A 25262-nucleotide genomic window follows, 5' to 3' on the forward strand; every position below is an offset into this window, starting at 1 on the left:
TATCGTCCCGATTACGGGCGCACCTACCCCGCGGCGGTAATGAACTCTTTGCGCTTCAGCCACAGATTCGACAGCGCAAACAGCATCAGCATCTGTGCGGTGTTCTTCGCCAAACCGCGATAGCGCACCTTGACGTAGCCAAACTGGCGCTTGATCACCCGAAACGGGTGTTCCACCTTTGCACGCAGGCTGGCTTTTGTGTGCTCCCAGCGCTTGGCCAACTTCAGTTCGCGCTTGTTCTTAATCTGCTTCAGCTTCGAGGGCTTCTCCGCGATCAGGTAGCGCAGTTTGCGCTTGCGCTTCATCTCCTCGCGTTTCTCAAGCCCGGTGTAGCCGCTGTCCGCGCACAGCGTGTCCTCCTTGCCGTGCAGCAGCTTGTGCGCTTGTGTGATATCGGCCACGTTGGCCGCCGTGCACTCCACGTGGTGCACCAGCCCGGAGTCATCGTCCACCCCGATGTGCGCCTTCATCCCGAAGTAGTACTGGTTGCCCTTCTTGGTTTGGTGCATCTCCGGATCGCGCTCGCCATCCTTGTTCTTGGTCGAGCTGGGCGCAGCGATGATCGTGGCGTCCACGATCGTCCCGCCGCGCAAGCTCTGCCCCTTGCGCGACAGGTGCGCGTTGACCCGATTGAACAGCTTGCGCGCCAAATCGTGCTGCTCCAACAGATGGCGGAAGTTGAGAATCGTCGTCTCGTCCGGCACCTCATCCAGCCCGCCGATCTTGGCGAAACGGCGCATCGACACCGTGTCGTACAGCGCTTCTTCCGCCGATGGATCGCTCAGTGCATACCACTGCTGCAAAAAGTGGATGCGCAGCATGGTCTCCAGCCGATACGGCTGTCGCCCCGGCTGCCCCGACTTCGGGTAGTGCGGCTCGATCAGCGCCAGCAGGTCCTTCCACGGCACGACCTGGTCCATCTCGGCCAAGAACACCTCACGCCGCGTCCGCTTGCGCTTGCCGTTGTACTCCGCGTCGCCGAAGGTCAGCTGCATCGAAATCGTCTACTCGGGTCGTTGATCGATTGTGGCAGATCACGATGGATTGTTCAGAGTTTCCCTAGTGACGTGCACTGCGTGTTCGTGCGCTTGGTGACCGTCGACCGCGTCTGCAAGTCCTCCGGCGTCTGCGCACCGCGGAACGGCATCACCGCGGAGTTGATCGAATAAGGCCAGCAACGCGCTGGCTTCCAATTGCAGCAGCACCAGGGCGCTTTTGTTGGGCTCTTCCATTGCACTTGCTCCAGGGACGCTCGACAGCGCCCTGATCAGACCAGAGCAAATCGCGTGCCAGCCGTCAGCACCTTGCTCAGGCGTGCTCGCGCTGTTCTTGCGCCTTGGCGTGCATGGCTTCCAGCGTGACCATGCCGGCAATGCGGGCGGCGGCCATGGCGCTGCGATGGTCAGGAAAGGTCGACGACAGCGCAGCGCCTGCCAGGTTCGCGCCACGGCCAATGCCGATCTGTGCGATATCCCAGCCGGCAACCCAGCCATGGGCGGGGGTATCGCCTTTGGCGGCATGACAGGTGAGCTGGTAATTGCCTAGAAAAATGACCAATGGGCGCCCTTTTCGGTGACTGCTTGCCAGCATACCGTCACGATGCTGCGGCCGGGGGCAATGCGCCGTCTGCCAGCTGACTCGGCAAAGCGAAGTGGAGCGTAGGCACGCGACTTGCATCGACCTCGACCAGACAATCGTGCCGGGGAACGCGGTGTTGACCAAAAGAACCAAACGTCGCGCTGCCGGGGCATTGCTGGTGGGCGGGCTGATCTTTGTGCTGATCGGCGTGGGTGGATATCTCACCACGCAGCGTTCGCTGTCGGACGCCGGCTGGGTGACGCACACGCAGGAAGTGATTGCCAGCATCGACGAAATCCAGGCGGGCATGCTGTCGGCGGAATCGTCGGCGCGCGGCTACGTGCTGACCGACAACGAGGCCTTTCTGGGCGTGTATGCCGATGCGATCGGCCGCCTGCCCGAGCGCATCGTGCGGCTGGACGCCCTGGTGCAGGACAACCCGACGCAGCGGCGCAATGTGGTCGTGCTGAGCCGTTTGGTGGACGCGCGCCTGGTGCAGATCGACGAGCTGTTGCATCGCTATCGCAAGCAAGGCCTGGATGGCGCGCGTGCCGCCATTGCGCGCGGGGTGTTCCAGACCTCTTCATCGCTGCGCCGCCAGGTGCAGACCATGACGGAGCTGGAGCGGCAGCAACTGATCAGGCGCAACGCGGCCACCACACGCAGCGCACAGTGGGCGCTATGGGTGACCGTGATCGGCATTGTCAGTGGCTTGCTGGTGATGCTGCTGGCCTATCGCCTGCTGTCGCGCGAGCTGGAACGGCGCACGCGTGCCGAAGACGACGCCAGCCGGACCAGCGAGCGCCTGATCGAGTCGTTTGCCGCACTCGAACGCACCTCCGCTGGCCTGGAGGCGCTGGCACGCTACTCCGGGCTGCTGCAGAACTGCCGCAACGCCGAAGAAGCGCTGGAAATCACCGCACGCACGATTGCGCCGCTGATTCCAGGTGCCGCCGGCGCGGTCTACCTGCTACGCGCCTCGCGCGATCGTGCCGAACAGGTGGTCGCCTGGGGCGAGATGGCCGACGACGCCAGTGCCAGCATCGCGCCGGACAACTGCTGGGCGTTGCGCCGCGACCGCACCCATGTGGTGATGGACGCCAGCGCCGGGATGCTATGCCAGCATGCCGGCGTCAACCTCCCGGCGAATGCGGCCACCGCCTGCATTCCGCTCTCGGCGCAGGGCACGCAGTTGGGGATGCTGGCATTGCGTAGCGAAGACCCCGACGATCTGGCCTCGTTGACCGTGGCCGAGGCGGCAGCGGAACAACTCTCCCTGGCGCTGCACAACCTGCGCTTGCGCGAAACGCTGCGCCAGCAGTCGATCCGCGACCCGCTGACAGGCCTGTACAACCGCCGCTATCTGGAAGAAACCCTCAATCACGAGTTGGCGCGCTGCACGCGCCGGGCGCTGCCGTTGTCGGTGCTGATGCTGGATGTGGATCACTTCAAGCGGTTCAACGACCTGCATGGGCACAGCGGCGGCGACCGCGTACTGGCGGCCATTGGCGAATTGCTGCTGGCGCAGACGCGTGGCGAGGACATCTGCTGCCGGTACGGCGGCGAAGAATTGACGATCATCCTGCCCGAGGTCGATCTGCCAACCGCCTGCATGATGGCGGAGAAACTGCGCGTCAGCATCGAGGCCTTGCAGGTGATGGGCGATGGCGTCTGTCTGCCGAAGGTCACCGCCTCGTTCGGCGCGGCCAGCTTCCCCGATCATGCCGCCACCGTGGCTTCGTTGGTGCAACGGGCGGACGCGGCGCTGTATCGCGCCAAGCAGGGTGGCCGCAATCAGGTGGTGAGCGCGGACGTCCTTGCATTCGTGGCCTGAACAACGGCCAGGCGTGCTTCTGCGGCCTGCTGCCAAGACGGGTGTTGCGCGGTCCACACTCAGATCCGCATCGCGCGCGCTTTGCGAACCCTGCTGCGAGCATCTACGCGAAGATGCTCGTATCGTTCGCCGGCGCCCGCATTGCAGCGACTAACACTCAAGCACCTGGGCTCATGCCAAGACGAGGCCTCAGCCGCAGGCCTGGCCCGCATCATCGGTGGGAATCAAGACCGCACCGGCCAGCATGCCGTCGATACGCGTGCGCACATAGGCGGCATCGTCCTGCGCGGCGCTGCTCAGGATCGCTTCTGCACGCGCCTGAAAATCCAGGTAGTCGAAATCCGCATCTTCATCTGCCGACAACTTGGGCAACTGTTCCTGCAACGCGTCCAGGCGCGTGGCAAGTTCTTCGCGGGTGGGCATGGCAGACTCCGACAACCAAAACGATACGTTTGCGGCAACGCCGTCAAGGATGTGCGAAGCCTTGCGCTGCAACGCTTCACTTTCCTACCCATTGCGGCGATGAAGGCATGCTCAACTTTGACCGCGCTCCGCCGATAATGATGCCGACTCCTATAGAACCTTCCCTGTGATCCTCCACCTGCGGCGGGATTTTCGACTCGGCATCGTCAAGATGCTTGGGCCAATCACCGCGCTGTTGCTTTGCCTCTATGCGGTGTACCTGGCCATGACCGGTCAGGCAGTTGCGTGTCTGGTCACCGCTGCGCTGGGCGTGCTGGCGGCATGGCGGGGCTGGCAGATGCGCAGTGCCGAAGACACCGGCGCTGGCGGCGTGTGGCTGGCGTCGATCAATGTCGGCGGGTGCCTGGTGGCGTGCTGGACCGGGGGCGATGGCGCCCTGCCCTGGCTGTTTCCGGTGCTGGCCACCAATTATTTCCTGTGCGGCCCACGGCGCGCGGTGTTGTTGAGCTTGCCGCTGCTGGCCGCCTTGTTGTTCTTGCCCGGCCTGATCACCAGCCCCGGCCAGGGCGTGTCGACGATCGTGGTGACGCTGGTGACGCTGGCGGTGGGCTATGCGTTTTCGCTGCGGATGCAGGACGACCGCGTGCATCTGGAAGAACTGGCCTCGCTGGATGCACTGACCGGCTTGCCCAACCGTCGCATGCTGGAACGTGCGCTGACCCACCAGATCGATCAACGCCAACCGCACGACCGGCTCAACAGCCTGATCATCCTGGACCTGGATCACTTCAAGGAGGTCAACGATCTGTACGGGCATGCCGCCGGCGACGCGGCGCTTTCGGACCTGGCCACCATCCTGCGCTTCGAAGTACGCGACCCGCACCAGGTGTTCCGTTTTGGTGGCGAAGAATTTGTGGTGCTGCTGCGTGCCGGCTCGCTGGCCGAACTGGAAGCGGCCACCGAACGCTTGCGCAAGGTGATACGCAACGGCTTGCGCGGACCCGGCGGGCGCATCACCGTCTCGCTGGGCGCGGCGCGCCACGATGGCGAAACGCATTGGCAGGACTGGTTTTCGCGTGCCGATGCAGCGCTGTATCTGGCCAAGAACGGCGGACGCGACAGCGTGAGGATCGCCGAATAAACGCCTGGCGGTATGCATGCGTCGGCGTCTGCATATGCACCTGGCAGATGGGTTGATGCATGGCACGAATGCGATGGTGCTGACGAAACGCCGGTCGCGCACCTGCCAGAGAGGCGAGCGAACCGATGGCGTCGGATGCATGGCCGGTATCGCCCGCCATCACCGCATACCTTCGATCGCCTCGCTGAACGCTGACGCTGCAGCCAGACCTGCGGGGCGACCCACTGGCCGCCCCGCGCGCATCGTTCAACGACCGACCACGGCCACCGGTGCCGCAGGCGCTTGATCCTGCTTCCAGCCACCGAGCGCCTTGTACACGCCGACCACGCCGACATTCACCGCCGCTTCGGCCTGCGCCAACGCATCATCGGCCGCCAGCTGGGTACGCTGCGCATCCAGCAGGGTGAGGAAGTCTTCCGAGCCCTCGCGGTAGCGGATCTGCGCCAACTGCTCGGCACGCCGCGCGGCATTGGCCTGCTCCACCACGATGGCCAGGCGCGCCTGCTGGCGGCCATAGCCGATCAACGCGTTTTCGGTGTCTTCCAGCGCCAGCAAGACGGTTTGTTGATACTGCGCCAACGCACCTTCGGCCTGCGCCTTGCTGGCGCGCAACCGCGCGCGCACGGTGCCGAAATCGAAGGCGGCCCAGCTGATCGACGGGGTCACCGACCAGGCCTTGGCATTGCCTTCGGTCAACCTGGCCGCGTCGCCGGTCAGGAAGCCGACGAACCCGCTCACGCTGATGCGCGGAAACAGGTCGGCCGTGGCCACGCCCACTTGCGCGGTGGCTGCCGCCAGCCGGCGCTCGGCGCCGCGCACATCCGGACGCTGACGCAGCAAGCCGGCGGTATCGCCCAGCGGCAGCGGCCGCGCGAACGCCGGCATATCGCGCGCGGCCAAGGTGGCATCCAAGGCATCGGGTTGCTGGCCCAGCAACACCGCCAGACGGTGGCGGTATTGCGCCTCGGCGGTTTCCAGCAGCGGAATATCCGCTTCGATCGCCTTCAACCGCGCCAGGCTGCTCTGCACATCCAGCTCGCTGCCGGCACCCAGATCCCACCGCGTCTGCGTCAGCTTCTGGGTGTCGCGCAGGTTGGTGAGCGTGCGCTTGGAGACATCCAGCCGCTTCTGGGTGCCGCGCAGTTCGAAATAATTGCGCGCCACTTCGGCAGCAACGGTGACCTGCACGTCCTGCAGGTTGGCCTGCTCGGCATCCAGGTCGGCACGCGCGGCCTCCGATGCACGCCGCTGCCGGCCGAACAGGTCCAGCTCCCAGGCCGCATCCAGACCAAGCGTGGTCTGCTCGGTCAGAAAGCGCTGATTGCCGGCGATCACCTGCTGCTGTTCGCGACGATCGAAGCTGCCTTGCGCGGTGATATGCGGCGCCTGATCCAGACGGCGCTCGACGAACACCGCGCGCGCCTGCTTGACGCGCGCCACCGCGATGCGCAGGTCGTGGTTGGCGAACAAGGCGTCGCGCACCAGCTGTTCCAGCACCGGGTCGTCGAATTGCGACCACCAGTTGCCGACCGGCGATTCGGTGCTGAAGGATGCGTCCTGCGCGCCTTGCAGCGTCACCGCCGCGGGCGGATCGGGGCGGTAATCCGGCCCGACCGCGCAACCGCTGAGCACCAGCGCAGCCAAGGCCACGCTCAGGAAGTTTCTTACCATGGCAACACCTCTCCCAGATGGGTAAAGCTGCCGGTGGCACCGTGCGCATCCAACAGCGCCATTTGCACACTGCTGGCAGCGCCCTGCTCCACCTCGAGTTCCCCACCACCGTTCATGTCGGTCTTGACCGAGCCCGGATGCACGGCATTGACCTTGATGGCGGTGTCGCGCAATTCGTGGGCCAGATGCACGGTCCAGCTGTTCAACGCGCTCTTGGAGATGTTGTAAGCCGGAATCTTGAAATCGTAGATCGGCGAGCCGGGTTGGCTATGCAAGGTCAGCGAGCCGAGGAGGCTGGACACATTGACGATGCGCCCGGCCAGCGAGCGACGCAGCAGCGGCAGGAAGGCCTTGGTCACCTCGACCACGGCGAACAGGTTGGTGTCGAAGGTGCGCTTCCATACCTCCAGGCTCTGCTGCGACGGGGTGCGCTGCAGGTCATCGAGCATGATGCCGGCATTGTTGATCAGGATGTCCAGATGGCCATGACGCTGCTCCACCGTGCCCACGGCGGCAGCAACGCTGATGTCGTCGTTGACATCGAGCTGGATGGCCTCCACCGGCAGGCCTTCGGCCTGCAACTTGAGGGCCGCGGCCACGGCGTCGTCGCGCTTGCGCCCGGCCAGCAGCGTGTGCACGCCGGCCTGTGCGAGTTGACGAACGGTCTCCAGGCCGATACCGCGGGTGGCGCCGGTGACCAGTGCGATCTTGGTATTGCTCATGTGTAAATCCTTCGAATGTATGGAGGGGGAAGTAATGCGCGCTCAGGCGTTGACGTGGGCGTGATCGTGCGCAACTGCGGGCGGTGTCGCGGGACCGCGACGGATCACCCACTTGCGCAGCGCCACGTAGAACACCGGCGTCAGGAACAGGCCGAACAAGGTCACACCCAGCATGCCGGCGAACACCGTGATACCGGTGACCGAGCGCACTTCGGCGCCGGCACCATGGCCAAACACCAGCGGCACGGTGCCGGCGATGAAGGCGATGGAGGTCATCACGATCGGACGCAGGCGCAGGCGGCAGGCTTCCAGTGCCGCTTCAACGATGCCCTTGCCGTGCATTTCCAGTTCGCGGGCGAACTCCACGATCAGGATCGCGTTCTTGCATGCCAGGCCCATCAACACCACCAGACCCACCTGCACGAACACGTTGTTGTCGCCGCCGGTGAGCCACACACCGAACAACGCAGACAGCAAGGTCATCGGAACGATCAGGATCACGGCCAGCGGCAGCGTCCAGCTTTCGTACAACGCGGCCAGCACCAGGAACGCGAGCAACACCGCCATCGGGAACACGATCAATGCCGAGTTGCCTTGCGTGGACTGCTGGTAGCTCAGGTCGGTCCACTCGATGTTCATGCCGTTGGGCAGCACCTGCGGCGCCATGCTGGACAGCTTCTGCATCGCCTCGGTGGACGACAGCACGCGCGGATCCGCCTCGCCGATGAGGTCGGCAGCCGGGTAGCCGTTGTAGCGGATCACCGGGTCCGGGCCGTAGGTCTGGCCCAGCGTGACCATGCTGCCGATCGGCACCATGTCGCCGTTGGCATTGCGCGTGCGCAGGTTGGCGATGTCTTCCACGCTATCGCGGAACTGTCCATCGGCCTGGGCGATCACCTGGTAGGTGCGACCGAAGCGATTGAAGTCGTTGATGTAGGACGACCCCAGATAGGTCTGCAGCGTGTCGAACAGGTTGGTCAACGGCACGCCCTGCGCCTTGGCCTTGTCGCGGTCGACCTTGGCGTCGAGCTGCGGCACGTTGGCCTGGTAGGTGCCGATCGGGAACTGCATGCCCGGCGTTTGCGAGATCGCACCGGACATCGCATTCACCGCACTCTGCAACTGGCCATAGCCCAGGCCGGCACGGTCCTGGATGTACAGCGAATAGCCCGAGCCCTGGCCCAAACCCAGAATCGGCGGCGGCATGAAGGCGAATGCGAAGCCCTGCTGGATCTGGCTGATGCGTGCGTTGATTTCCGCATTGATCTGCGCGGCGGTGCGGCTGCGCTGGCTGAATGGCTTGAGCGTCAGGAACACCGTGCCGGTATTGGGCGTATTGGTGAACTGCAGCGGATTCAGGCCGGGGAACGCAATGGCGTGATCCACCCCGTCGGTCTGCAGCGCGATCTGGGTGATCTGGCGGATCACTTCATTGGTGCGCTCCAGCGACGATCCTTCCGGCAGCTTGGTGCCGGCAATCAGGTACAGCTTGTCCTGGGTCGGAATGAAGCCGCCCGGCACCAGCTTGAACATGAAACCGGTACCGACCAGCAGCAGCAGGTAGACCACGAACACCGCACCTCGCTTGCCCAGCGCACGCGACACCGCACCTTGGTACTTGTGCGAGCTGGTGTTGAAGAAACGGTTGAACGGGCGGAACAAGCGGTCGATCAACCGCGACGGACCGTCCTTGGGCGCGTCGTGCAACTTGAGCAGCATCGCCGCCAGCGCCGGCGACAAGGTCAGCGAGTTGATCGCCGAAATCACCGTGGAAATGGCGATGGTCACCGCGAACTGCTTGTAGAACTGGCCGGTCACACCCGACAGGAACGCCATCGGCACGAACACCGCGCACAGCACCAGCGCGATGGCGATGATCGGCCCGGACACTTCGCGCATGGCCTGATGCGCGGCCGCCAGCGGACTCAACCCTTCTTCGATGTTGCGCTCGACGTTTTCCACCACCACGATCGCGTCGTCGACCACGATGCCGATCGCCAGCACCAAGCCGAACAGGCTCAGCGTATTGATGGAGAAACCCAGCAGATACAGCGCGGCAAACGTACCGACCACCGACACCGGCACCGCCAGCAACGGAATGATCGAAGCGCGCCAGGTCTGCAGGAACAGGATCACCACCAGCACCACCAGCAGCACCGCTTCCAGCAGCGTGTGCACCACCGCGCTGATCGAATCGCGCACGAACACGGTCGGGTCGTACGCGGCCGACCATGCCATGTCCTGCGGGAACCGCTTTTCCAGCTCGGCCATCTTGGCGCGTACCGCATCGGACAATTCGATCGCGTTGGCGCCGGGCGACTGGAACACGCCCATGCCTACCGCGTTCTGGTTGTCCAGCTGCGAGCGCAAGGTGTAGTTGCCGGCGCCCAGTTCCAGGCGCGCCACATCGCTCAAGCGCACGATCTCGCCGCTGTTGCCGCTGCGGATGACGATGTTGCCGAACTCTTCTTCAGTGGTGAGGCGGCCCTGCGCGTTGATCGAGAGCAGGAAATCGCTCTTGTTGGGCATGGGCTCGGCACCGAGCTGGCCGGCGGAGACCTGCACGTTCTGCTCGCGGATGGCGGCGACCACATCGCTGGCGGTGAGCCCGCGTGCGGCCACCTTGTCGGGGTTCAACCAGATGCGCATGGCGTAGTCGCCGGCACCGAAGATCTGGATCTGGCCCACGCCCGGCAGGCGCGACAGCTCGTCCTTGACCTTCAAGGTGGCGTAATTGCTCAGGTATAGCGAGTTGTACTTGCCCTTGGGCGAGGTCAGATGCACGACCATGGTCAGCGTCGGCGATTGCTTCTGCGTGGTCACGCCCTGGCGGCGCACGTCTTCGGGCAGACGCGCCTGCGCCTGGCTGACGCGGTTCTGCACCTGCACCTGCGCCTGGTCCGGATCGGTGCCGGGCTTGAAGGTCACGGTGACCACCAGCACGCCGTCCGAGCCGGCCACCGACTTCATGTACATCATGTTTTCCACGCCGTTGATGGCTTCCTCAAGCGGCGTGGCGACGGTTTCGGCAATGACCTTGGGGTTGGCGCCCGGATACACCGCGCGCACCTGCACGCTCGGCGGTACCACTTCGGGGTATTCGCTGATCGGCAGCAGCGGCATGGCGATCAGGCCGGCGGCGAAGATGATGATCGACAGCACCGCGGCAAAGATCGGCCGGTCGATGAAAAAACGGGAAAAGTCCATTGGGATGGTCCTGAAAGAGGGTGCCGCCGGGTGGCGGCGCGGCACGGCGGCCCCGGGCCGGCCTGATGACGAGGCCGGCAGTCATGAGCTGCGATGCAGCGATGGATCAGTGCAGCCGTGGCAGGTGGCGCGCAGTCGCCGGGAAGGCGCGACGGCGCGCAACGCGCGTTGGCGATACCTAATTGGAAGCGGTGCGCTTGTCCGCCGCCGGCGCCATGGCCACGGTCTTGGCGTCCACCGGCATGCCGGGCATGAAGATCTTCTGCACGCCATCGACCACCACGCGGTCGCCGGCGGCCAGGCCGCTACGCACGATGCGCAGACCATCGGCACTGCGGCCGAGCTCCACATCGCGGCGCTGCGCCTTGCCGTCCTTGTCCACCACGTAGACGTACTTGCGGTCCTGGTCGGTGAGCACGGCCTTTTCGTCCACCAGCATGGCCTTGAACTGGCCGCTGCCCAGCAACTGCACGTGCGCATACAAGCCCGGCGTGAATTGCCGTTGCGCGTTGTCCAGCACCGCGCGGACGCGGATGGTGCCGGTGCTGCGGGTCACCTGGTTGTCCAGGAAATCCACGCGACCGGCGTGCGGGAAGCCCTGCTCGCCGACCAGCCCGATCCGCACCGGCAACTCGCCGCCACGTTCGTCCGGGCGCTCGCCGTTGCGGGCCATCTGCGAATAGCGCAGGAAGGTACCTTCGTCGGCGTCGAAATAGACAAACACCTTGTCCAGCGACACCAGCGTGGTCAGCACGCTGGCACTGTCGCCAGCCGTGACCAGGTTGCCGGCGGTGACCATCGCACGCCCGGCGCGGCCGTCGATGGGAGCGCGCACGCGCGTCCAGTCCAGGTTGAGCCTGGCGGTGTCCACCGCGGCCTGGGCGGCCTGCAGGTCGGCATCGGCCTGATCGGCGGCGGCGCGACGTTGCTCCCAGGTTTCGGTGGAGATGGCCTGCTGCTCGGACAATTTGCGTGCACGCGCAGCTTCGCTACGTGCCAGCGTGGCCTGGGTGCGGGCACGCACCAGCGAAGCGTTGGCACGCGCGAACTCGGCGCGGTAGCTACGCTCGTCGATGGTGAACAGCACATCGCCCTTCTTCACTTCCGCACCTTCGGTGTAGTTGACCTTGTCGATATAGCCGGACACGCGCGGACGCAGTTCGACGCTTTCCACCGGTTCGATGCGGCCGCTGAATTCGTCCCACTGGCTGATCTGCTTCATCAGCACCGGCGCGACGCTGACACTGGGCGGCGGCGGTGCGCCGGTCTCGGCGGCCTTGCTGCCGCAGCCGGCGAGCACGACCGCAAGCACGGCGCCCGCCAACACGGTACGCAAGGGAAAACGGAACGGGGTGGCGTTCGTGGTCATGGGGAAATCTCTCGGGTGGGGATGGGAAATTGCAGACCGGCCAGCCGGCTCGCCGACGGTGCGGCCGGCGGGCGACGACTCACGGTCACGATGGCTTGTCCGGGCTGGCCAGGTCCGGCGATCAGGGAAACAGCGGCGCGGCCGACGTCCACGGCACGGATCCATTCCGGACAGGCGTCCTTGGCGCGACCGGGCGTGCAGACCGGCTGCTCGACCGAGAGCAACTGCACGCGGACGCCCAACGGCTTGGCTTCCTCGTGCAACACCTGGGCAAGCATGCGGGTGGCGGAGGCCGCAACCGACCGATCGCCATGCGCCGACCAGGCACGCAGCGCGCACGGACTGCCGAGCAGCAGATAGCGGCCGCCGCCGTCGGCTTCGGCCAGCAGCGGCAGCAGGTGGCGGGCGGCAGCCAGATGCGGCAGCACGTCGCGCTCCAGGCGACGACGCAGGGCGGCCACCGGCCGATCCACCAGCCGCCCGGCCTTCGGCGGGCTGCCCAGGCTGGCGATCACCGCACCCAGCGGTCGTTGCCGCTGGGCCAGTTCGGTGGCCAGGCGCTGCGCGGACGCATCGTCGGCCACCGATCCCTGCACGATGTCCAGCAGCGGCGAGTGACCATGCTGCGCGCGCAGTGCGTCCAGCTTGGCGGCGTCGCGCCCAATCGCCACCGTTGGCATGCCGGCGTCCAGCAACGCAGAGACAATGCCCATGCCCACGTTGCCCGCGCCGCCAATGACGGCCGTCTCGGATTGAACCATCCCGCTCATGGGATTTTCGCTCCCGAGATCGGGATAATTCCGCGCCGCGCCCAGCGCGCCTGCAGTCCAGTTCGCTGCGCAGGCGCGCCGCCAGCCTGCCGCCGTGGCGAGCTGGAGAATTCGCGCAAGGCACTGTCGTAAGACCGTTTTTCCGTGGAAACGACCGGATCGAAGGCGTTTTCGATTGCGCTGCGCTTGCTGGAGGACACGCCGAAGACATTGCACAACCACATGGCCGTGCTCCTGCATGGAGGGGATGCCGCATAAGTTAGGCTTCAAAGCAGCACTTGATTAGTCCGGATTTAGGGGAATAATCGTCCCGTAAGCGGTCTAATCCCTCCTGGCCCCCGGAAGGCATCCCATGACTCACGATCTCAACGACACCTTGATCTTCGTCAAGGTGGTCGAACAAGGCAGCTTCATCGCCGCCGCCAACGCGCTTGGCCTGCCCAAGACCACCGTCAGCCGCAAGGTGCAGGAACTGGAAACCCGGTTGGGTGCGCGCCTGCTGCATCGAACCACGCGCCGCATCGGGCTGACCGAAGCCGGCTCGGTGTACCACGAACATTGCCAGCGCATCGCGCGCGAGCTGGAAGAGGCCGAAAGCGCGGTGGGACAACTGCAATCGGGCCCGCGTGGCTGGTTGCGTTTTACCGTGCCGTATTCGTTGGGCATTACCTGGATCGCGCCGTTGCTGGGCGAATTCCACGCGCAATATCCGGAAATCCAGCTGGACATGCATCTGGGCAACGAGAAGCTGGACCTGATCGGAGGCGAAGCCGACCTGGCATTGCGGGTTGGTGCGCTGCCCGATTCCAACCTGGTGGCGCGCAAGCTCGGCAGCTTGCGCACCCAGGTGTTCGCCAGCCCATCCTACATCGAACGCTATGGCGAGCCGCTGCATCCGGATGAATTGCAATTCCATCGCACGCTTGCCTTGCGCAAGAACCGCAACGTGCACAACAACCGCTTCTTCTGGTCGCTCAGCGATGGCAGCGATGTACGCGATTTCCCGGTCAATCCGCTGATGGTGGCCAACGATCCGGCTGCGCTCAACGGTGCGGTGTTGTGCGGCGAAGGCCTGTTGCTGACTGGCGATGTGATGGCCAAACCGTTCGTGCAATCGGGCCTGGTGCGCCGCGTGCTGGCCGGTTGGACCGGGCCTGAGGTGGACTTCAACGCGGTGTTCGCCGGTGGCCGACTGGTGTCGCCGAAAGTACGTGCGTTCGTGGACTTTTTGGTGACGCGCATGAACTTCGATGCGGACTACATGATGGCGCAGTGCCCTGCCCGTCTGGCCGCACAAAAGGCCGACCACGATGCAAAAGTCGACGTGGGCGCAGACGCGCAGTTGCGCGCCGAAGGCAAGCGGATTCTGGAAAACGTCACGGCATAGTGGCCGATCAAGCGTGCGCCGGCGGTGCCAGCCGTCTGGCGCAGCCCATAAGTTCATCGATGCAACTCAGTGAATGCATCTCTGTCACCACACGCGTACAGCCGACGATAGCTCGGTCGGTTTGCAAATGATCTCACTGCCGTAAGCGGTGAGTTGGGAAAGATCCAGACGTCCGTCGTGGCGTCGTCGGATGCGATCACCCGATGAGCGCAAAGCCGACTCGGTCGCGCGCGCGGTACCCCCGCCGCTCGCGGGACACGCCGTCAACCCGTCCATGGGGGCTCGATGGCGGCCCATGCCGCCAACGGTCCCGCAAGCGGCGAGGACACCGCACCAGAACGTTGGTCGGTCGCTCGGAAAGCGGCCCATCGTAGGAAAGGTGGTGGAGATACCTTCGCTTGAGCACTGCGAGCTAGCCGCACCTCCTTAAATCGCTAGCGAACGCATCAATCGCTCGCACAAATACAGCGACCACTCGACTGGTCCTTGCCCGCTCACCGTCGCGGGACCTTGAGCGGCATGGATGCCGCCACGGAGCTTACATGGACGTACTTGCAGCGTGTCCCGCGATGGTGGGCGGGCAAGGGCCCTGCAACAACATTCAGATCCGCGCTTTGAAGTTCCACAGTTGCGCCGACACATCAGCGCCGATGACATCGGAAGATCGAGACCTCAAAGCCGTGCAGACCAGACGTTCTAGACCCGAGCGATTGGTTAGCTGCTCTTGATCACACCATGCAGCAGAAAAACAGGCCGCTTTCGCGGCCTGTTTTGCGTACATCAGCACATCGCGGGTGAGTCATCCGACTCGCCACGATTCACTGCATCCCCTCAACGCATGCCGCTATTGCTGGCAGCGCCTTCGGCACGCAAGGGAATCAGGCGGATTTCGACGCGACGGTTCTTGGCCCGGCCGGCGTCGGTGGTGTTGTCGGCAATCGGATAACGCTTGCCGGCCCCCATGGTTTCCATGCGCTCGCGCTGCACACCTTGCGCCGTCAGGTACTGTGCAACTGCGCTGGCGCGCTCTTCGGACAGGCGTTGATTGACCGCATCGCTACCCACGCTATCGGTATGCCCCACCACTTCCACCATGGTCTGGTTGTACTCGCGCAGCGTGGAGGCCACGCCGTTGAGCGCGGTGTAGAACTGCGGCTTCAAAGCCGACTTGCCGAAGTCGAAGGTGATGCCGTCGGGCAGGTTCAGGCTGATGTTGTCGCCCTGGCGTTGTACTTCGATCCCGGTGTTGGCGGTGCGCTCGCGCAGCGCGCGCTCCTGGCGATCCTGGTACTGGCCGATCGCCGCACCGCTCAGTGCACCGATGCCGGCGCCGATCATTGCGTGCTGACGACGCTCGGTGGCGCTATCGCCGGTGAGCAGGCCTGCAGCCACACCAATGGCGGTACCGATCAGCGCGTTGCGGCCGGTTCGATTCTGCTGTTGTGTCTGCTCGCCGTATTGGTCGCGCTGCACATACGAGCCGCCGGTGGCGCAAGCGGACAGCGCAATGGCGCTGGCCAGTGCAACGGCAAGACTCTTGGTGGCTGCTGGGGACATGGTGTTCTCCTATGGCCGGACCATCCGGCGCTCAATCGTGTGCGCGAGGATAAACAGGCCCACGCGACTGGCGCATGATGAAAACCGCCGCAATCCATGCGCAGCAGGTGCGCCATTCAGGAAAACGTTTCCGGCGATGACACGCATTCGTGCACCACCACATCAATCAGCGCAGGCCGGTCAACGACGCGCGTTGCAGGCCCTGTACTCACTCATCAAACAGCACGGTGTGCACCATGCGAACGGGCACACGCGCATCGATCAGCAGCGACTAGGCACGCGACTTCGCATACGCGGCCAGCGCCGCATCGCGGCCCTCGGCCAAGCCAATGATTGGATTGCGCGGATACTCCGGAGCAAAGCGAGCCAGCGCCAATGGATGCAACCACGGCGCGAAGCGTTCCTTCACCGCAAGCTTGCCCAGCTCAGGCACCCAGCGCGTGATGTAGGTCGCCTGCGGGTCGAATTTTTCTGCCTGCGTCACCGGGTTGAACACGCGGAAATAGGGCGCCGCATCGGCGCCGGTGCCGGCCACCCACTGCCAGCCCAGCGTATTGTTGGCCAGGTCCGCATCGATTAGCGTGTCCCAGAACCAGCGCGCGCCTTCGATCCAGTGGATGCGCAGATGCTTGCACAAAAAACTGGCGACGATCATGCGCACGCGGTTGTGCATCCAGCCGGTATGCCAGAGCTGGCGCATGCCGGCATCGACGATGGGAATGCCGGTGCGGCCACGCTGCCAGGCCTGCAATGCCACCGGGTCGACCGTTGCCCAGTCGAATCCTGCAAAGCGTGGATTGAGATTCTGGTTGGTGGTGTCCGGGAAGTGATGCAGCAAGTGATACGCAAAGTCGCGCCAGCCCAGCTGCCGGATATAGCCATCGATTTCGGCGCCATTGCGCGCAGTGCGCTGCGCTTCCAGCGCGCTGGCAATCCGCCACGGAGCAATCTCGCCAAAGTGCAGATGCGGCGACAGTTGCGAGGTGCCGACGCGATCGGGGCGATCGCGGTTTTCGCGATATCCAGACAGCGCGCCGTCGATAAAGATCTCCAGCATTTCGTGCGCGCCGGCTTCGCCGGGCTGCCAGTGCTCCCAGAAGCCCTGGTCCCACTGCAGGCTGGGCACCAACTGCAGCGTGTCGAGCGCATCGGTCTTCAAGCTCGCAGGCAGCGGCGGCAGGCGACGCGGCGCATCCATGGCGGCGGGCAATTGCAGCTGCGTCAGCGCATTGCGCCAGAACGGGGTAAACACCTTGTACGGGCCGCCCTGCTGCGTGGACAACTGCCACGGTTCGAACAGCAGCGCGGCATTGCAGCTCTGCACCTCGATGCCGCGCTCGCGCAGGTCGCGCTTGATCTGTGCGTCGCGCGGCTGCGTGGCCGGCTCGTATTTGCGGTTCCAGTACACCGCCACCGCGCCGGTCTGCGCGATCACCTCATCCAGCACCTGCGCGCTGTTGCCGGAGCGAATGACCAGGCCGCTGCCGAGCGCACGCAACGCGTCATCCAGGGCTGCAAGGGCGCGATGCCGCCAGCTGCGCGATGCGGCGCCAGGCGTCCATTCGCCCTCTTCGTGCGGCGCGTCGATGTACAACGGAATCGGGTGATGCCCCGCATCGAGTGCGGCGCGCAAGGCCGGGTTGTCTTGCAGACGCAGATCGCGACGGAACCAGACGATGGCGTATGACATACGAGCTCGGCAGCGAACGATGAGGCTGCGCAGCATAAGCCAGCGGGCGCAACGATGGCGCGATGCCGGGCGCCGGATGACTGCCCGGCCGATCCACCGCAGCGCTTACTCGAAACTGCCCACCGAGTCGTGCGCCAGGTTGTCGAAGCGGGTGTATTCGCCGAAGAACTTGAGCTTGCACGAACCGGTCGGTCCGCCGCGGTGCTTGCCGATGATGATTTCGGCCAGGCCCTTGTCCGGCGAATTTTCCTTGTTGTAGTAGTCGTCGCGGTAGATGAAGACGATCATGTCCGCGTCCTGCTCGATCGCGCCCGACTCGCGCAAGTCCGCCATCACCGGGCGCTTGTCGGTGCGGGTTTCCAGCGAGCGGTTGAGCTGCGACAACGCAATCACCGGCACGTTGAGTTCCTTGGCCAGGCCTTTCAGCGAGCGCGAGATTTCCGAAATTTCGGTCGCGCGGTTTTCGCTGTTACCCGGCACCGACATCAGCTGCAGGTAATCGATGACGATCAGTCCCAGGTCGTGTTCGCGCTTGAGCCGGCGGCACTTGGAACGCAGCACTTCCGGCGAAACGCCCGGGGTGTCGTCGATGAAGATCTTGGTTTCCTTGAGCATCTTGATCGCGCCGGTCACGCGCGCCCAGTCCTCGTCTTCCAGCGCACCGGTGCGCAGGCGCTGCGCATTGATGCGGCCATTGGAGGAGATCAGGCGCATCGCCAGCTGCGAGGCCGACATTTCCATCGAAAACACCGCCACGCCCTTCTTGGACTTGATCGCGGCGTATTCGGCAATGTTCAGCGCGAAGGTGGTCTTGCCCATCGCCGGACGCGCCGCCAGGATGATCAGGTCGGTCGGCTGCAGGCCGGCGGTCATCGCATCGAAATCGGTGTAGCCGGTCGGCAGGCCGGTGATGTTGCCGCCGTTTTCGAAGCGGTTGCGCAGTTCTTCGAAGGCATCCTTCAATGCCCCGGGCATGGCCACGAAATCGGTGCGCCCGCGCGCGCCGGCTTCGGCGATCTTGAACACGGCCTTTTCGGCCGAAGACAGCAACTCGACGCTGTCGCGCCCTTCCGGCTGAAAGCCGTCGTTGACGATGGTGGTGCCCACCTCGATCAACTGCCGCAGCACCGCCTTGTCGCGCACGATTTCCGCATACGCGGCGATGTTGGCTGCCGACGGCGTGGTGCTGGCCAGCTCGATCAGGTACGCGCCATCGCCCACCTGCTCCAGCTTGCCCTGCGACTCGAACCATTCGCCCAGGGTCACTGCATCGAACGGGCGGTCTTTCTCGTTCAGTTCGCGAATCGCGCGGTAGATCAGCCGATGGTCGCGTCGGTAGAAGTCGTTTTCGGTGAGCTGGTCGTTGACCCGGTCGAACGCGTCCGGCGCCAGCATCAGGCCGCCCAGCACCGCCTGTTCGGCCTCGACCGAATGCGGCGGTACCCGCAGCTGGTCCAGACGTGGCTCGGGACGATCATAATCGTCGTCGTCGCGATCGCGACTGCGCTTGGAACGGAAACCAGGACGAGCGGACATGGACAAACAAACCTGACGCGGGGAGACGAGGGCAGGAAGCATAGTCATCGGCGCGGCCGACGACCATGCACAACTCTGTGGATAACTGCTGTATAGCCGGTGCATCCACGTTCTACGCGGCGGCCGTCGCAGATGCCGAGACCCTTGCGCCGCTTAGGTTTCCGCCCTCGCCCAAGGCCCAGCACGGCGCCGCAGCGACGTGCGGCGCCGCTGTGGTCAACTCAGCGCTTGAGATGTCCGATCAGGCCCAGGAACTGGTCGATGAAGCCCTGCAAAAACTTGCGGCTGTCGGCATTGGCGATCTGGTCGTCGGGCCCGAACAGGCCGTCCTTGTATTGCAGGAACACTTCCGGCTGGCCAAGCACATGCATATCCAGGTATGCCAGCACGTTACGCAGGTGCTGCTGCGCGGTAGCAGTGCCGATCGCGCCGACCGAGATGCCCACCACCGCCGCCGGTTTGCCGGCAAACGCGCTATCGCCGTAGGGGCGCGAGCCGGTGTCGATGGCGTTCTTGAGCACGCCGGGAATGGAGCGGTTGTATTCGGGGGTGACGAACAGCAGCGCATGGGCGGCGCGGATCTGCTGCTTCAGCCGTGTGCCTTCGGCGGGATAATCGCCGTCGCGGTCCTGGTTGTACAACGGGATATCGCCGATCTCCAGGTACTCGAACACGGCCTTGTCGCCGGCCAGATGCTCCAGCGCGCGCGCCAGCTGGCGGTTATACGACTCGGCGCGCAGGCTGCCGACCAGCACGGCAATGGTGAGCTTGCTCATGGGAATGCTCCGTGGAAACAGGGCCCCACCCTACCCAGCCGGATGCTCAGGGCCGGTGAAACGCCGCCGGCATCTGCGCCGCAGCGGCAATACGCAAACGCGCGCGCGGCAACGCGCATCGGCGGCTTTGCCCACCCCGCCGCGTGCGCAGACCCCAGCCTCAGGCGTCAGCGCACCACGGCCGCGCGCTGTTCGCGCCAGTGTGCCTGCCAAGCCTGGAACATCAGCACCGTCCACAGATGCGTATGCCATTTGCGCTCGCCACCGTTGAAGTCGCGCCACAGGCGGGCCACGCTGTCGGCGGCGAACACGCCTTCGCGCTGCAGGGCGCCGTGCGCCAGCAGATCGTCCGCCCAGCCGTGCAGATCGCCGCGCAGCCATGCGCTGACCGGTGCACCAAAGCCGCGCTTGCCGCGGTACACCATTGCGTCCGGCAGGTAGCGGCACAGCACGCGCTTGAGCAGATACTTGCTCACTCCATCGCGATATTTCAGCGACAGCGGCAGCGACCAGGCGAATTCGGCCACGCGCCAATCCAGCAGGGGCGCACGCGCTTCCAGCCCCACCGCCATGGTGGTGCGATCCACCTTGCACAGCAGGTCGTCCGGCAGGTAGGCGGCAAAATCGGCCAGCATCATCGCGTCGGCCGGCGTACCGGACCCATGCAGCGGATCGGCCAGGCTGTAGAAACTGTCGGGTTCGGTGGCGCCCAGCACCACCGCGGCCGGATCACGCCAGCGCGAAATGCGGTTGCGGTAGATGTCGCCGATGCCGCGTGCGCCGGCTTCGGCCACCAGCGCAGCGAGCCCGCCGGTGCGCGAGGATTCGCCATTGCGACGCGCTGCCACCGCCATCAGGCGACGCAGCGGGCCTGGCACCAGGCCGTGCATGCGCCAATTGCGCAGTGCGCGCTGATATCGGCCATAGCCGAAGAACAATTCGTCGCCACCATCGCCGGACAGCGCCACCGTGACCCCGCCGCGTGCCAGCCGTGCGACCAGCGCGGTCGGCACTTGCGACGCATCGGCGAAGGGTTCGTCGAACATGTCCGGCAGGTTCGGCACCACCGCCAGCGCGTCGGCGCCGCTGACATAGAGTTCGGTGTGGTCGGTACGCAGATGCGTGGCCACCTCGCGCGCCAGCGGCGCTTCGTCGTGGTGCGAGCCTTCGAAGCCAATGCTGAAGGTGTGCACCGGTTGCGCGCTCTGCGCCTGCATCATCGCAGTGACGATGGACGAGTCGGTGCCGCCGGACAGGAACACGCCCACCGGCACATCGGCCACCATGCGCAAGGCCACCGCATCGCGCAGCACGCTATCCAACTGCGCTTCGGCCTGCGCGTCGGTACCGGTGAACGGCGTCGCCAGCGCGCGTTGCATCGCCTCGCGGGCGTTCCAGAACGGTTGCTGCGCCTGGTCGGGACGATGCGCGGCCGCGCCGGTTGCGACAGCTTGCGCATCCATGCGCAGCACCCGGCCGGGCATCAGCTTGAAGGTGTGCTCGTGGATGCAGGCCGGTGCCGGGATATAGCCCAGCCGCAGCAGCAGCGTGAGCGCATCGCGATCCACGCCGTTGTCGAAATCCGGATGCTGCCACAAGGCCTTGAGTTCGGAACCGAACACCAAGGTGTCGCCGGCCCACCCGTAGTACAGCGGCTTCTTGCCGACGCGGTCGCGGGCCAGAAACAGGCAGTTGTCGCGCTCGTCCCACAACGCAATGGCGAACATGCCGTTGCAGCGGATCAACGTCTCATCCAGGCCCCACTCCACCACGGCCGCCAGCAGCACTTCGGTATCGGAGTGGCCGCGGAAGCGATGCCCAAGCGCGGAAAGCGCTGCGCGCAGCTGCGCGAAGTTATAGACCTCGCCGTTATAGGCCAGCACGTAGCGGCCATCGGCCGAGCGCATCGGCTGATGGCCGAGCGGCGACAGATCCAGAATGCTCAAGCGCTGATGCGCCAGCGCAATGCCTGCCTGCGCATCGCACCAGGTGCCGGCATCGTCGGGACCGCGGTGGCGCAAGGCGGCCCCCATCGGCCGCACCAGCGCATCGAGCTGTTCGCCATGCAGGCGCGGCGAAGCCAGCAACATTCCTGCCAATCCGCACATCGTCAGCGCTCCTGCCGGCCGGCCACGGCCAAGCGGGAGTCGCCGGCCCGCCTGACGCGTTGCACCCGCCCGAGCAGCCGCACGGCGCATGCCGATACCGATGCAGGAGCGTCAAGACAGCCGTCCGCCGGGCACACAGCACTGACCCGGCAAGCCACCTGCAGATCGCGCAGACGGCTCATGCCGCCACCGATGCAGCGGCCGGCATCGGCACGAAACGCGGCAGCGCCTGCACGCGATGCAACCACGCGCTAATCGCTGGCCAGCGATCAAGATCGAAACCACCGTCTTCGGCGCAGTGGGTGTAGGCGAACAATGCGATATCGGCGATGCCGTAGTCGCTACCGGTGAACCAGGCGTGCTGCTGCAGATGCTGCTCCATCACCGCCAGCGCCTGCTCGCCGCGTGCGCGCAGCTGTGGCAGCTCGGCGCGGCGTGCGGCGTCGCGTGGCGTCCACAGGCTGATGAACCGCGCCACCGCCACATAGGGCTCATGGCTGTATTGCTCGAAGAACATCCAGCTCAATGCCTGCGCCCGCTGCCACGCATCGGTGGGCAGATACGGTGTGCCTTCGGCCAGCCAGAACAGGATCGCGTTGGATTCGGTCAACACGCGGCCATCGTCGCGCTCGACCATCGGCACCTTGCCGTTGGGGTTCTTGGCCAGATACGCGGGCGTGCGGGTCTGCCCGGCCACGCTGTCCACCTCGACCCAGTGATAGCGGCTGCCCAACTGTTCCAGCAGCAGGCGCACCTTGTAGCAATTGCCGGAACTGGACATGCCATGGACGGTCAACGGGGGACGCACGCTCGACATCTGGCTGGCTCCGCGACAGCAACGAGGGGGCTGGCAGTGTCACAGCCCCGCGTGCCTTTGCAAAGCCCCGCACACAACAGCGGCGCACCGATGCCGGTTTGCATGCACTGCCGCGCCGACCTGCGTCAGGCCAAGGCCACCACCGCCACCGGCACGCTCAACACCGCCATCAGGATGCCCAACGCCGCCACCGTCAGCGCCCAGGCGCCGAACGCACGCGTGCGCGCGCAGCCGGCAGCGGCGGCCGCGGCCTGCACCGAGCAGACCGACCACCACAGCGCCCCCAGCATCAGCAGCAAGATGCATGTCGCCAGCTGCGCCATGCCGGCCGGATCGGTCGCGCCGGTGCGCAGCAATGCAACCTGGCCCTTGAGCGCGACCACGGCCGCCAACAGGCATACCAGCCACGGCAAGGCGCAGCCGGCCATTGCCGGCAACACCTGCCCAAGTGGGGCTCCGCTGCCCATCCAACGCAGGATCTGCTTGAGCAGCACGCCTCCCAGCAAGGCGATTGCAACCACGACAATGACACCACCGGCCTTGGCCCATAGCGGCAGTGCGTGCAGCCACACCCACGCCGACAGCAGCGTGGTCGCCGCAAACACCGCCCAGGCGCTCCAGCGCAACCGAGCGTGCTGCGGCATCCGCGTCACCGTGGCATAGGGATCGAACATGATTCCGCCCAGGCCACCGCCGCGCCACCAGAAAAAGCAGGCCACTAGCAACACCACCAGGGCCACCAAGCCGGCCAGCGGATAGCCGAGCGCACGCCAGTCGGGCGGCTGGGTGCGCCGCTTTGGCGTGAGATCGTGATTGAAGTACAACAGGTCGCGCGCGCGTTCCATGTCGGCAGCCGCGCGCGCCACGCCGTTGGCCGGAATACGGTCGGTGAAGCGCTGCCATTCGCCCACGATGACCATTTTTCCCTCGCGCATCGCAATGCTGCGCGAGAAGCGGAACCACGGATTGGCGACCACTTGCGTGTCTGCTTCCACCTGGATCGCCGGGTCGCCGTGCACGCGCACGGTCTGCCGCGCCAGCCGCGGGCCGCCCAGCGCCAGCGGACTCTTGCGCGCCTCTTTCGGTAACGCATCCATCCACTCGCCAAGCTGGAACAACGGGAAGCCCAGCTCATCGCCCTCCTCGGCTGACCACTCCAGCCGGTAGGCCTCGTGCGTGCGCACATTGAGCGGATCGGCAGCGTCGATGCTCGGCACGCGCACCTGGGTGAGCGCGGTGTAGTACTGCTGCATGAATTCCAGATAGTGCTCGCCCACCGTCTGCGCACCATCGTCGTCGAAGCTGCTGGCGACACGCTCGCCGCGGCCCTGGCGATACATGGTGTCCACCGTGAAGCTTGCCCAGCGCTGCGGCTTGCGCAGCGAAATGGAAATTTCTTCATTCACTTCGATCTGCGGCAACGCAGGCATCGGCGCAGGCACGTCAACCAATGTGTCCTGCCCCGCAATCACGGGCAATCCGCGCACGAACGGCAGCGGCCGACGCTGTGCCAACGGACCCTCTTCGCGATCGCGCGTGGCATCCACCCACACCTCGCCCTGCGGCAGATGCGCACGCACCACCACATGATCGAAGGCGTACGGACTGGGCAACCGCTTTTCCAGCCCATGCCCTTTGTCGCTGCTGACCAGCACCGGCTCGGCGCGGATGCCGGCCAGCTGCAGCAGTGCGATCAGCAGCGTCGCCTTGTCCTTGCAATCGCCGTAGCGGTTGCGCAGCGTCACTTCGGGCGCGTGCGGGGCGTGCGAGTTTTCGCCCATATCCAGGCCGACGTAACGGATCTCGCCCTGCACGAACGCCACGGCGCGCAGCAACGCACCTTGCGGGTCGTCGCTGCGCAACATCAGGCTCTGCGCCATCTTGGCGGCCACCTGCGGCTGCTCGAATGCACGCGGATACAGCTGCGCCGCCCAGGCCGCCACCGCCCCCCAACTGCCGGCGGTGGAGACTTCGATCACGCCATACGGGTCCACATCGTCCGGCGCGTCTTTTTCTTCCTGCACCGCTGCAATGTTGCTGGCGCCGATGTCCAACTGCGTCACCCCATCGAGCGTGCGCACGTTCCGGCCGAACCCCGGCGCGCTGATGCGCCACTGCAGCGGCAACTGGGCGGGATAGCGCACCCGCACCCGGCGTTCACCCAGCGGCACGCCGTAGCGCGCTTCGAACACGTCGTAATAGCCTTTGCCGAATACCGGATTGCTGCCGCTGATGGTCACGCCATAGTCGACACGGTCACCCACGCGCAGATCCGGCAAGGTGATCGACAGCGTCAGCGCGCCATCGATCAACCCATTCTCCAGGCCGCTCTCGCGCCGCAATTTGGCGTAATGCGCCTGGCTGCGCATATCGATCCGCTTGCCGGCGCGCCAGACATCCAGGCTGTTGAGCTCCAGCTGCTGGTACTGCGGCTGGTAGTCGATGGAAATCTGCCCGGCTTCCTCCAGGCTTTTGGCGCGCTGCACGGTGTAGCTAAGCCGGCGGTAGGCCTGCGGCGCGCGGCCGGTCAGATCGACCTGGTCGGACACCAGCTCATAGCGCAGCCCGGTGGCGCCAGGCACATTCTCGGGCACGGCGTCGGCCACCACCCACGTCGGCGTCGGCGCCATGCGTGGCGCCTCGTTGGCCCGCGCTGGCGCGATTGCCATGCCCGCG

Annotated in this window: 20 protein-coding genes; 3 read left to right on the top strand and 17 right to left on the bottom strand. The window is 65.3% G+C overall.

The genetic code is table 11. From position 1 onward, the window contains the following. Positions 1-23: 23 nt before the first annotated feature. From ACCQ03_RS10785 to ACCQ03_RS10795, 3 genes are all read right to left on the bottom strand, one after another. Complete coding sequence (locus tag ACCQ03_RS10785) at positions 24-995, bottom strand: IS5 family transposase (protein WP_150147813.1); 972 nt, start codon at positions 993-995, stop codon at positions 24-26. 39 nt (positions 996-1034) lie between these two features. Further along, positions 1035-1232: a hypothetical protein gene (locus ACCQ03_RS10790; protein ID WP_209228048.1), complete on the bottom strand. Its 198-nt coding sequence runs from the start codon at positions 1230-1232 to the stop codon at positions 1035-1037. 76 nt (positions 1233-1308) lie between these two features. Continuing rightward, a complete protein-coding gene (locus tag ACCQ03_RS10795) occupies positions 1309-1557 on the bottom strand; it encodes a hypothetical protein (protein ID WP_039570443.1) in 249 nt (82 codons plus the stop codon). A gap of 199 nt (positions 1558-1756) precedes the next feature. Between ACCQ03_RS10795 and ACCQ03_RS10800 the strand changes: the two genes are divergently transcribed. Then, on the top strand, positions 1757-3412 hold the full coding sequence (locus ACCQ03_RS10800) for a sensor domain-containing diguanylate cyclase (protein WP_057677844.1): 1656 nt from the start codon (positions 1757-1759) through the stop codon (positions 3410-3412). 189 nt (positions 3413-3601) lie between these two features. On the opposite strand, the gene ACCQ03_RS10805 is transcribed toward ACCQ03_RS10800, so the two are convergent. Next, complete coding sequence (locus tag ACCQ03_RS10805; RefSeq protein WP_057677830.1) at positions 3602-3907, bottom strand: hypothetical protein; 306 nt, start codon at positions 3905-3907, stop codon at positions 3602-3604. Positions 3908-4001: 94 nt separating this feature from the next. On the opposite strand from ACCQ03_RS10805, the gene ACCQ03_RS10810 reads away from it, so the two are divergent. Continuing rightward, positions 4002-4976: a GGDEF domain-containing protein gene (locus tag ACCQ03_RS10810; protein ID WP_209225323.1), complete on the top strand. Its 975-nt coding sequence runs from the start codon at positions 4002-4004 to the stop codon at positions 4974-4976. Positions 4977-5222: 246 nt separating this feature from the next. On the opposite strand, the gene ACCQ03_RS10815 is transcribed toward ACCQ03_RS10810, so the two are convergent. The 6 genes from ACCQ03_RS10815 to ACCQ03_RS10840 all read right to left on the bottom strand — a co-directional run bounded on the left by ACCQ03_RS10815 (position 5223) and on the right by ACCQ03_RS10840 (position 12939). Then, entirely contained in the window at positions 5223-6647 is a 1425-nt protein-coding gene (locus ACCQ03_RS10815; RefSeq protein WP_209225325.1) for an efflux transporter outer membrane subunit, read from the bottom strand. After that, positions 6641-7369, bottom strand: a complete 729-nt coding sequence (locus ACCQ03_RS10820) for an SDR family oxidoreductase (protein WP_017159388.1) — start codon at positions 7367-7369, stop codon at positions 6641-6643. The genes ACCQ03_RS10815 and ACCQ03_RS10820 overlap by 7 nt, the downstream gene beginning before the upstream one ends. A 42-nt stretch (positions 7370-7411) precedes the next feature. Beyond that, positions 7412-10576, bottom strand: coding sequence for an efflux RND transporter permease subunit (locus ACCQ03_RS10825; protein ID WP_209225327.1), 3165 nt, complete (start codon positions 10574-10576; stop codon positions 7412-7414). A 178-nt stretch (positions 10577-10754) separates the two neighbouring features. After that, entirely contained in the window at positions 10755-11945 is a 1191-nt protein-coding gene (locus ACCQ03_RS10830) for an efflux RND transporter periplasmic adaptor subunit (protein WP_057677827.1), read from the bottom strand. After that, positions 11942-12715: an SDR family NAD(P)-dependent oxidoreductase gene (locus ACCQ03_RS10835; RefSeq protein ID WP_209225329.1), complete on the bottom strand. Its 774-nt coding sequence runs from the start codon at positions 12713-12715 to the stop codon at positions 11942-11944. The genes ACCQ03_RS10830 and ACCQ03_RS10835 overlap by 4 nt, the downstream gene beginning before the upstream one ends. After that, positions 12712-12939 (bottom strand): hypothetical protein, encoded by a 228-nt coding sequence (locus tag ACCQ03_RS10840; protein WP_057677826.1) that lies wholly within the window; start codon positions 12937-12939, stop codon positions 12712-12714. The genes ACCQ03_RS10835 and ACCQ03_RS10840 overlap by 4 nt, the downstream gene beginning before the upstream one ends. Before the next feature lie 128 nt (positions 12940-13067). Here ACCQ03_RS10840 and ACCQ03_RS10845 point away from each other — a divergent pair, with 128 nt between their 5' ends. Then, the gene (locus tag ACCQ03_RS10845; RefSeq protein ID WP_017155746.1) at positions 13068-14102 is read left to right on the top strand and encodes an XC_2801 family transcriptional regulator; all 1035 of its coding nucleotides are present in this window, start codon (positions 13068-13070) and stop codon (positions 14100-14102) included. An 831-nt stretch (positions 14103-14933) separates the two neighbouring features. Here the strand turns inward: ACCQ03_RS10845 and ACCQ03_RS10850 are convergent. From ACCQ03_RS10850 to ACCQ03_RS10880, 7 genes are all read right to left on the bottom strand, one after another. Next, on the bottom strand, positions 14934-15659 hold the full coding sequence (locus ACCQ03_RS10850; protein ID WP_209225331.1) for a YiaD family glycine zipper/OmpA-like lipoprotein: 726 nt from the start codon (positions 15657-15659) through the stop codon (positions 14934-14936). A gap of 271 nt (positions 15660-15930) precedes the next feature. Beyond that, positions 15931-17349, bottom strand: a complete 1419-nt coding sequence (locus ACCQ03_RS10855) for a cryptochrome/photolyase family protein (RefSeq protein WP_057677825.1) — start codon at positions 17347-17349, stop codon at positions 15931-15933. Between the two features lie 105 nt (positions 17350-17454). Next, complete coding sequence (locus ACCQ03_RS10860; RefSeq protein ID WP_003483586.1) at positions 17455-18885, bottom strand: replicative DNA helicase; 1431 nt, start codon at positions 18883-18885, stop codon at positions 17455-17457. A 221-nt stretch (positions 18886-19106) separates the two neighbouring features. Continuing rightward, positions 19107-19661 carry an NADPH-dependent FMN reductase gene (locus ACCQ03_RS10865; protein ID WP_057677823.1) on the bottom strand — a complete coding sequence of 185 codons (555 nt, stop codon included), beginning with the start codon at positions 19659-19661 and terminating at the stop codon, positions 19107-19109. 167 nt (positions 19662-19828) lie between these two features. After that, a complete protein-coding gene (gene asnB / locus ACCQ03_RS10870; RefSeq protein WP_209225333.1) occupies positions 19829-21769 on the bottom strand; it encodes an asparagine synthase (glutamine-hydrolyzing) in 1941 nt (646 codons plus the stop codon). 178 nt (positions 21770-21947) lie between these two features. Then, positions 21948-22586, bottom strand: coding sequence for a glutathione S-transferase family protein (locus ACCQ03_RS10875; protein ID WP_039570421.1), 639 nt, complete (start codon positions 22584-22586; stop codon positions 21948-21950). A gap of 125 nt (positions 22587-22711) precedes the next feature. Beyond that, the gene (locus ACCQ03_RS10880; protein WP_209225335.1) at positions 22712-25255 is read right to left on the bottom strand and encodes a DUF3857 domain-containing protein; all 2544 of its coding nucleotides are present in this window, start codon (positions 25253-25255) and stop codon (positions 22712-22714) included. Between the last annotated feature and the right edge of the window lie 7 nt (positions 25256-25262).

Source organism: Xanthomonas sp. NCPPB 3569 (genome assembly GCF_041475645.2).
GTDB classification, from domain to species: Bacteria; Pseudomonadota; Gammaproteobacteria; order Xanthomonadales; family Xanthomonadaceae; genus Xanthomonas; species Xanthomonas phaseoli.

Excerpts from the sequence above, each read along its gene's own strand:
- ACCQ03_RS10785 (WP_150147813.1), bottom strand. The coding sequence starts at position 995 with ATGCAGCTGACCTTCGGCGACGCGGAGTACAACGGCAAGCGCAAGCGG.
- ACCQ03_RS10860 (WP_003483586.1), bottom strand. The coding sequence starts at position 18,885 with ATGTCCGCTCGTCCTGGTTTCCGTTCCAAGCGCAGTCGCGATCGCGAC.
- ACCQ03_RS10835 (WP_209225329.1), bottom strand. The coding sequence starts at position 12,715 with ATGAGCGGGATGGTTCAATCCGAGACGGCCGTCATTGGCGGCGCGGGC.
- ACCQ03_RS10875 (WP_039570421.1), bottom strand. The coding sequence starts at position 22,586 with ATGTCGAGCGTGCGTCCCCCGTTGACCGTCCATGGCATGTCCAGTTCC.
- ACCQ03_RS10815 (WP_209225325.1), bottom strand. The coding sequence starts at position 6,647 with ATGGTAAGAAACTTCCTGAGCGTGGCCTTGGCTGCGCTGGTGCTCAGC.
- ACCQ03_RS10865 (WP_057677823.1), bottom strand. The coding sequence starts at position 19,661 with ATGAGCAAGCTCACCATTGCCGTGCTGGTCGGCAGCCTGCGCGCCGAG.
- ACCQ03_RS10790 (WP_209228048.1), bottom strand. The coding sequence starts at position 1,232 with ATGGAAGAGCCCAACAAAAGCGCCCTGGTGCTGCTGCAATTGGAAGCC.
- ACCQ03_RS10820 (WP_017159388.1), bottom strand. The coding sequence starts at position 7,369 with ATGAGCAATACCAAGATCGCACTGGTCACCGGCGCCACCCGCGGTATC.
- ACCQ03_RS10830 (WP_057677827.1), bottom strand. The coding sequence starts at position 11,945 with ATGACCACGAACGCCACCCCGTTCCGTTTTCCCTTGCGTACCGTGTTG.
- ACCQ03_RS10840 (WP_057677826.1), bottom strand. The coding sequence starts at position 12,939 with ATGTGGTTGTGCAATGTCTTCGGCGTGTCCTCCAGCAAGCGCAGCGCA.
- asnB (WP_209225333.1), bottom strand. The coding sequence starts at position 21,769 with ATGTGCGGATTGGCAGGAATGTTGCTGGCTTCGCCGCGCCTGCATGGC.
- ACCQ03_RS10880 (WP_209225335.1), bottom strand. The coding sequence starts at position 25,255 with ATGGCAATCGCGCCAGCGCGGGCCAACGAGGCGCCACGCATGGCGCCG.
- ACCQ03_RS10850 (WP_209225331.1), bottom strand. The coding sequence starts at position 15,659 with ATGTCCCCAGCAGCCACCAAGAGTCTTGCCGTTGCACTGGCCAGCGCC.
- ACCQ03_RS10825 (WP_209225327.1), bottom strand. The coding sequence starts at position 10,576 with ATGGACTTTTCCCGTTTTTTCATCGACCGGCCGATCTTTGCCGCGGTG.
- ACCQ03_RS10845 (WP_017155746.1), top strand. The coding sequence starts at position 13,068 with ATGACTCACGATCTCAACGACACCTTGATCTTCGTCAAGGTGGTCGAA.
- ACCQ03_RS10855 (WP_057677825.1), bottom strand. The coding sequence starts at position 17,349 with ATGTCATACGCCATCGTCTGGTTCCGTCGCGATCTGCGTCTGCAAGAC.